This is a genomic window from Bacillota bacterium, from assembly GCA_040754675.1.
Classification (GTDB): domain Bacteria; phylum Bacillota; class Limnochordia; order Limnochordales; family Geochordaceae; genus Geochorda.
This window is the reverse complement of the sequence record JBFMCJ010000285.1, coordinates 1-5,270: the sequence shown is the minus strand read 5'-3', so window position 1 is coordinate 5,270 and position 5,270 is coordinate 1. Positions and strand designations below refer to the sequence as shown.

The window sequence follows — 5,270 nt, the reverse complement described above, 5'->3', positions numbered from 1 at the left end:
GGGAGGGTTAGGCGAAGTGGCGCTCCAGTGGTTATCTGACAACATCAGCGTTGATAAGTCGAAATGCGTGTTCTGTATGGAGTGCGTCGATAAGTGCATCCTGGACAACCTTCGGTTCAAGGCATCCCCGTGTCGTGAGGCCTGCCCTCTGCACCTCAACTGCCAGGGCTACGTCCAGATGATCCTTCGGAGACAGGAACAAAGGGCCCTCGAAATCATATGCGGGAACGTGCCATTTCCTCGCATCTTAGGCCGCGTGTGTGCCGCGCCGTGCGAGACAGCATGTTTCCGCCGCACGGTGGACGGTGAGGCGGTGGCGATTCGTGCTCTCAAACGCTACGTTGCCGACACTGCCGATGCCGGAGGTGCCGACCGATCTGACCCGGATAGCCAAAAGCTTTTGGACGTCTGGAAGCCTGCCAGCGAACTGCCGGATCGTGTAGCCGTGCTCGGCGGGGGCCCGGCAGGTATTATGGCTTCGTGCCATCTGCGTAGGCAGGGGTATCGGGTCACGGTCTTCGACGCAGCACCACGGTTGGGCGGAATGCTCACCAACTGCATCCCGGAGTTCAGGCTCCCCGCAGAAGTCGCCGCGGAGGAACTATCTGTGTTGGAACGCCTCGGAATAGACCTTCGCCTGGGGGTTTTCGTTGACGCATCCGGGTTCAGTGATCTGAGGAAGGAGTACGGCGCGCTGCTGGTTGCTACAGGTGCCACGAGGGGTAAGCACCTGGGCATTCCTGGCGAGGATTTGCTTGGAGTGTACCAAGGCGTGGAATTCTTGTCCTCGGTACGCTCAGGGGGAGCGAGGCAAGCGGTTCTGGGGACACCGAGGGTAGGCCGGAGAGTGGTCGTAATCGGCGGCGGGAACACTGCCGTAGATTGTGCGCAGACTGCGTACCGCCTCGGAGCCGAGGAGGTGCAGGTGGTCTGCCTCGAGTCCCGGGAGGAAATGCCTGCGTTCCCCGGAGCGGTCCGTGATACCCTTGAAGAGGGGATTGTGATCCAGAACGGGTGGGGTCCTGCCCGCATCCTTTCCACCGAGGGGCGGGTATCCGGAGTAGAGTGCAAGCGCTGCCTGACGGTCTTCGACGGGGAGGGCCGCTTCGCGCCGCGCTTTGAGGAACACGATCGGCGGGTGCTGTTGGCAGACACGGTCATCGTGGCTATCGGACAGGAAGCGGACCTATCCTTCCTGGCGGGAAGCGGTGTTGAGACGCACGGTGGTCTGGTGGTGGTCGACGCGGTAACCCTGCAGACCAGCGTACACAATGTGTTTGCGGCTGGTGATTGTGTCACCGGACCCTCTTCGGTTGTGGAAGCCATGGCACAGGGGCGGGCCGCGGCCGAATCCGTCCACCGCTTCCTGCGGGGAGAGCCGATGCGTTATGGCCGGGACTGTGCAGCGGCTGCGCAGGAGGAAGCCGAGGTAGATACTTCCGCTACCGTTGTGCGCCCACGCGTTGAGATACCCCGGCTGCCAGTGCAAGCCAGGCGCAGCTTCGGGGAGATTGAGGGGACACTGAGGCGTGAGCAGGCGGTGGCGGAGGCGGAGCGGTGCCTATCCTGCGGTGAGCCGTTCGGAAAGCACCGCACATGCTGGTCCTGCCTCGCGTGTGAGGTAGAATGTCCTGAGCATGCCATCACCATAGGTGTGCCCTACCTCATGTCTTAAGTTAGCCTTGCAAAAGGGAGGGGGTGGGCGGGTTCGGCGCATAAGGGTGCTTGCCGAGAATCGGGTGAAGTGAGTCCTATTGATTCAAAACAGGACCGAAAGGAGCGGGGGACGAATGGGGCGTCGGGTTCCGTTTACACGGATTCTGGTACTTGCGTGCCTTGGCCTAGCGTTGATGCTGACGTCCTGCGGTCCAAGAAAGGGGACAGCAGCGCGATATCCAACTAAACCGATTACACTCATCGTGCCCGTTGAAGCTGGAAGTTTCCAGGACACGGTCACTCGTCCTGTCGCGGAGGTGATGGCGAAGGAATTGCAGCAGCCAGTCGTCGTTCTCAACAAGCCGGGCGCGGGAGGAACGATAGGGCTTCGGGATGTTAAGGGGGCGCAGCCAGACGGGTACACCATCGGGGAAACGGTCATCGCGCACTATGGGAAGGCAATCGGTCGACTTGACTTCGATCACAATGATCTAGACGTAATTGGAGCCTTCTGGGCTGCGCCGCCTATCGTCTGGTGCCGAACGGAGGCGCCATGGAGATCGTTGCGGGAGCTCATAGAAGACGCTAGAGCGCGGCCAGGGAAGCTAACGATGGCCACCAGTTCGCCGCCAGGCTACTGGTGGTTGGTTTGCAAAATGCTCGAAAGCGTCGCTGGAGTTCGCTTTGATGTGGTACCCCAGGTAGGGGGCGAGGGGATGATTCCCCAACAGTTGGCCGGAGGTCACGTAGAGGCGGGTCTCATTGGCTTTGTGGGGGCTAAGCCTATGTGGGAAGCCGGCAAGATCCGGCCGCTGGGTGTCCTTGGGCCGCAGCGGTTGGAGGCGCTCAAGGACGTGCCGACTGCAATGGAGGAGGGATACTCAATCGGGATGGAGGGGGCCCTCTTGGGCTACTTGGTTGGGCCTAAAGGAATGCCGGAGGAAGCTACCGAGGCGCTGCAGGCAGCATTTTTGAGGGCCGCAGGGTCCCCTCAGTACCAGACTTTCGGGGCGGGACAGGGGATATCGACAATGGCAGTGGCAGGGGCTGATGCAGTCAGGCTGATCGAGGAACACGCCAGTTCTCTTAAGCCCCACCTTGATCGCCTGATTCAGGAAGGACTGATCAAGTGAGGGTGCCGATTCTCCGATGTTCGCCAACTTCATTGGTCTAGGTCTGTCTTCGAAGCGGTGCTTGGATTGTACGGCTGGGGTACGGCTTGGGTGAAGCAAGCCCGAGAGGCCACGGTCGGCGAGCCGTGGCTTCTCGGGCGGGTATTGTCTCCTGCATTGGCTAGCGTCAGTGGCTTCTGGAACCGCCTGCGTGGGCGGAGGTGAGAGCGGTGCAGGGAAGGACAAGGCTCCGGGGGAAGGCGGATGTGGTTATTCTCGGCTCGTTCGCGATGTTGGGAGCTGGCGTGCTGGTTTCGTCATTCGGTCTCGGCGTGGGGTCACCTGCGTCCCCAGGCCCGGGGGCGTTTCCGGCGACCGTGGGACTTCTAATGTTGGTTACTGCCTTGATAGGTGTTGTAGGTGCTTGCAAGGATGGGCGTACGGTTGCGGCGTCTGAGGGAGAGTTACGGAGGACGACCAGGGAGATTATTGGTGCGATTGCCCCGCTTGTTTCATGGTACCCGTTGTTACCGGTGACTGGGTACGTACTGGCCACGTTTTTCGTGGTACTGGCGGAGGCAAAAGTCTTCGGGGCGAAGGGTTGGGTACGTTCGTTTGCCGTAGCGTTGGCTTCAGCCGGGCTATTATACGTTTTGTTCGACTTATTGTTTTACATTGACCTACCACGAGGTCCTTTGGGGTAGTCGGAGCTACGGGGGGTCACGAGACCGTGGATGGCATTAACATTCATATGTTCCTTGAGGGTTTGGCTTCCGCGGCAAGCCCGGTAAACCTGGGGGCGTGCTTTTTGGGCGTGGTGCTTGGGACCCTTGTCGGGGTTCTGCCCGGGTTGGGTCCCACAGCTGCAATGTCGCTGATGCTTCCGTTTAGCGTGCGGTATGGTCCCGAGGCTGGCCTCATTATGCTGGCGGGCGTTTGGTATGGCGCGATGTATGGCGGATCAACGACCGCAATTCTTGTGAACGTGCCCGGCGAAGCAGCGTCTGTCGCGACGTGTCTCGACGGTTACCAGATGGCCAGAAAGGGGCGTGCCGGAGCGGCGCTTGCCCTTGTCGCGCTCGGCTCGTGGGTCGCTGGCACGATTGCCGTAGTGTGTCTGCAGGCTTTTGCGCCAACTCTTGCAAGTGTGGCTCTGAGTTTCGGCCCATCAGAGTTCCTGGCTCTCTCCCTTTTCTGCTTTGTAGTCCTGTCGGGCTTGATTGGAGAAAGCCAAACCAAAGGGCTGACCATGCTGTTCTTGGGTCTGCTTCTAAGCACGGTGGGAATTGATCCTTTGACTGGTTCTTTGCGCTTTACTTTCGGCAGTCCAAGACTGATGCAGGGTATAGACTTCATTCCAGTTACGGTGGGCATATTCGGTCTGGCCGAGGTGCTTCGTACCCTTGGTGTGCCAGACGCCGGTACGAGAGCACAGGTTAGGTTTCGCGAGTTGTACCCGAGCCGGGAGGAAGCGCGGAGGTCAGTCGGCCCGAGTCTGCGTGGTGCAGCGATCGGCTTCGCAAGCGGTCTTATACCAGGGCCTGCACCCACTGTTGCAAGTTTCCTGTCATATTCTGTGGAAAGGCAGATTTCTCCACGACGGACGGAATTTGGGACAGGTATGGTGGAAGGTGTGGTCGGCCCTGAAAGCGCTAACAATGCGGCAGTCATAGGGGCGATGGCACCTCTTTTTGGGCTTGGGATTCCGTTCTCGCCAACTGCCGCGGTTCTGATGGCAGGCCTCAGGATGCACGATGTCGATCCGGGCCCGATGCTTTTTCACAAGGCGCCGGGAATCTTTTGGGCGTTCATCGCTGCGATGTACCTCGCCAACGCTATGTTGCTGGTCCTGAACTTACCCCTTGTCGGGGTATTTGCGCGGATCGCCACATCGCCCAAGTATGTCCTGTTGCCTTTCGTAAGCGCGATCTGCCTGCTTGGTGCGTACTGTGTGCGGTTCAGCCCGCTGGACATATGGATCATGCTGGCGGCAGGTGTCATCGGGTTCTTTCTCCAACGCCGAGGCTTTCCTCCCGCACCTCTGGTGGTCGGTATGGTACTCGGGCCATTGGCAGAGGGGAACTTCCGTTTGACTGTTCAGTTGTTCCGTGACCAATGGTGGGGGCCATTCCTCAGGCCAATCACGCTCTCCCTGGTTTTGGCTGCAGTGGTGTTTCAACTTGTTGTAGTCAGACGGCTCCGGCGGCATTTGGTGGAGGGGTAGTGTTGGCGTTGCACACCGGAAGTGGACCCGGAGGGGTTACCCTGCCGTGGCTGGATTTGGCTGGTGGCCCTGACTTGTCGGACGGGCAAGACAGCTTCTAGACCGACGGAGGTTATTGCCGGATGGTTGCGCTACGCATCAAAGAGCATCCCATTGTTGCTTGCCTTGCGCGCAGGAAGGTGACCTTTTTCTTCGAAGGCCGGCCCCTCGAGGGTTACGAGGGTGAGCCCATTGCGGCCGCGCTCCATGCGGCGGGCATCCGCGTCCTGCGGGAGAGC

At 59.9% G+C, this 5,270-nt stretch carries 5 protein-coding genes; all 5 read left to right on the top strand.

Translation table 11 applies throughout. The features are described from left to right. Positions 1-16 precede the first annotated feature (16 nt). The gene (locus AB1609_14985) at positions 17-1,675 is read left to right on the top strand and encodes an FAD-dependent oxidoreductase (protein ID MEW6047763.1); all 1,659 of its coding nucleotides are present in this window, start codon (positions 17-19) and stop codon (positions 1,673-1,675) included. Between the two features lie 115 nt (positions 1,676-1,790). Further along, positions 1,791-2,789: a tripartite tricarboxylate transporter substrate binding protein gene (locus AB1609_14980; GenBank protein MEW6047762.1), complete on the top strand. Its 999-nt coding sequence runs from the start codon at positions 1,791-1,793 to the stop codon at positions 2,787-2,789. A 269-nt stretch (positions 2,790-3,058) separates the two neighbouring features. Then, entirely contained in the window at positions 3,059-3,472 is a 414-nt protein-coding gene (locus tag AB1609_14975) for a tripartite tricarboxylate transporter TctB family protein (protein ID MEW6047761.1), read from the top strand. 26 nt (positions 3,473-3,498) lie between these two features. Next, the gene (locus tag AB1609_14970) at positions 3,499-4,992 is read left to right on the top strand and encodes a tripartite tricarboxylate transporter permease (GenBank protein MEW6047760.1); all 1,494 of its coding nucleotides are present in this window, start codon (positions 3,499-3,501) and stop codon (positions 4,990-4,992) included. Positions 4,993-5,114: 122 nt separating this feature from the next. Then, positions 5,115-5,270 (top strand): 2Fe-2S iron-sulfur cluster-binding protein (locus tag AB1609_14965; GenBank protein MEW6047759.1); only part of this gene is annotated, 156 nt, incomplete at its 3' end.

Coding starts and splice junctions, on each gene's coding strand:
- AB1609_14975 (MEW6047761.1), top strand. CDS start 3,059: ATGTTGGGAGCTGGCGTGCTGGTTTCGTCATTCGGTCTCGGCGTGGGG.
- AB1609_14980 (MEW6047762.1), top strand. CDS start 1,791: ATGGGGCGTCGGGTTCCGTTTACACGGATTCTGGTACTTGCGTGCCTT.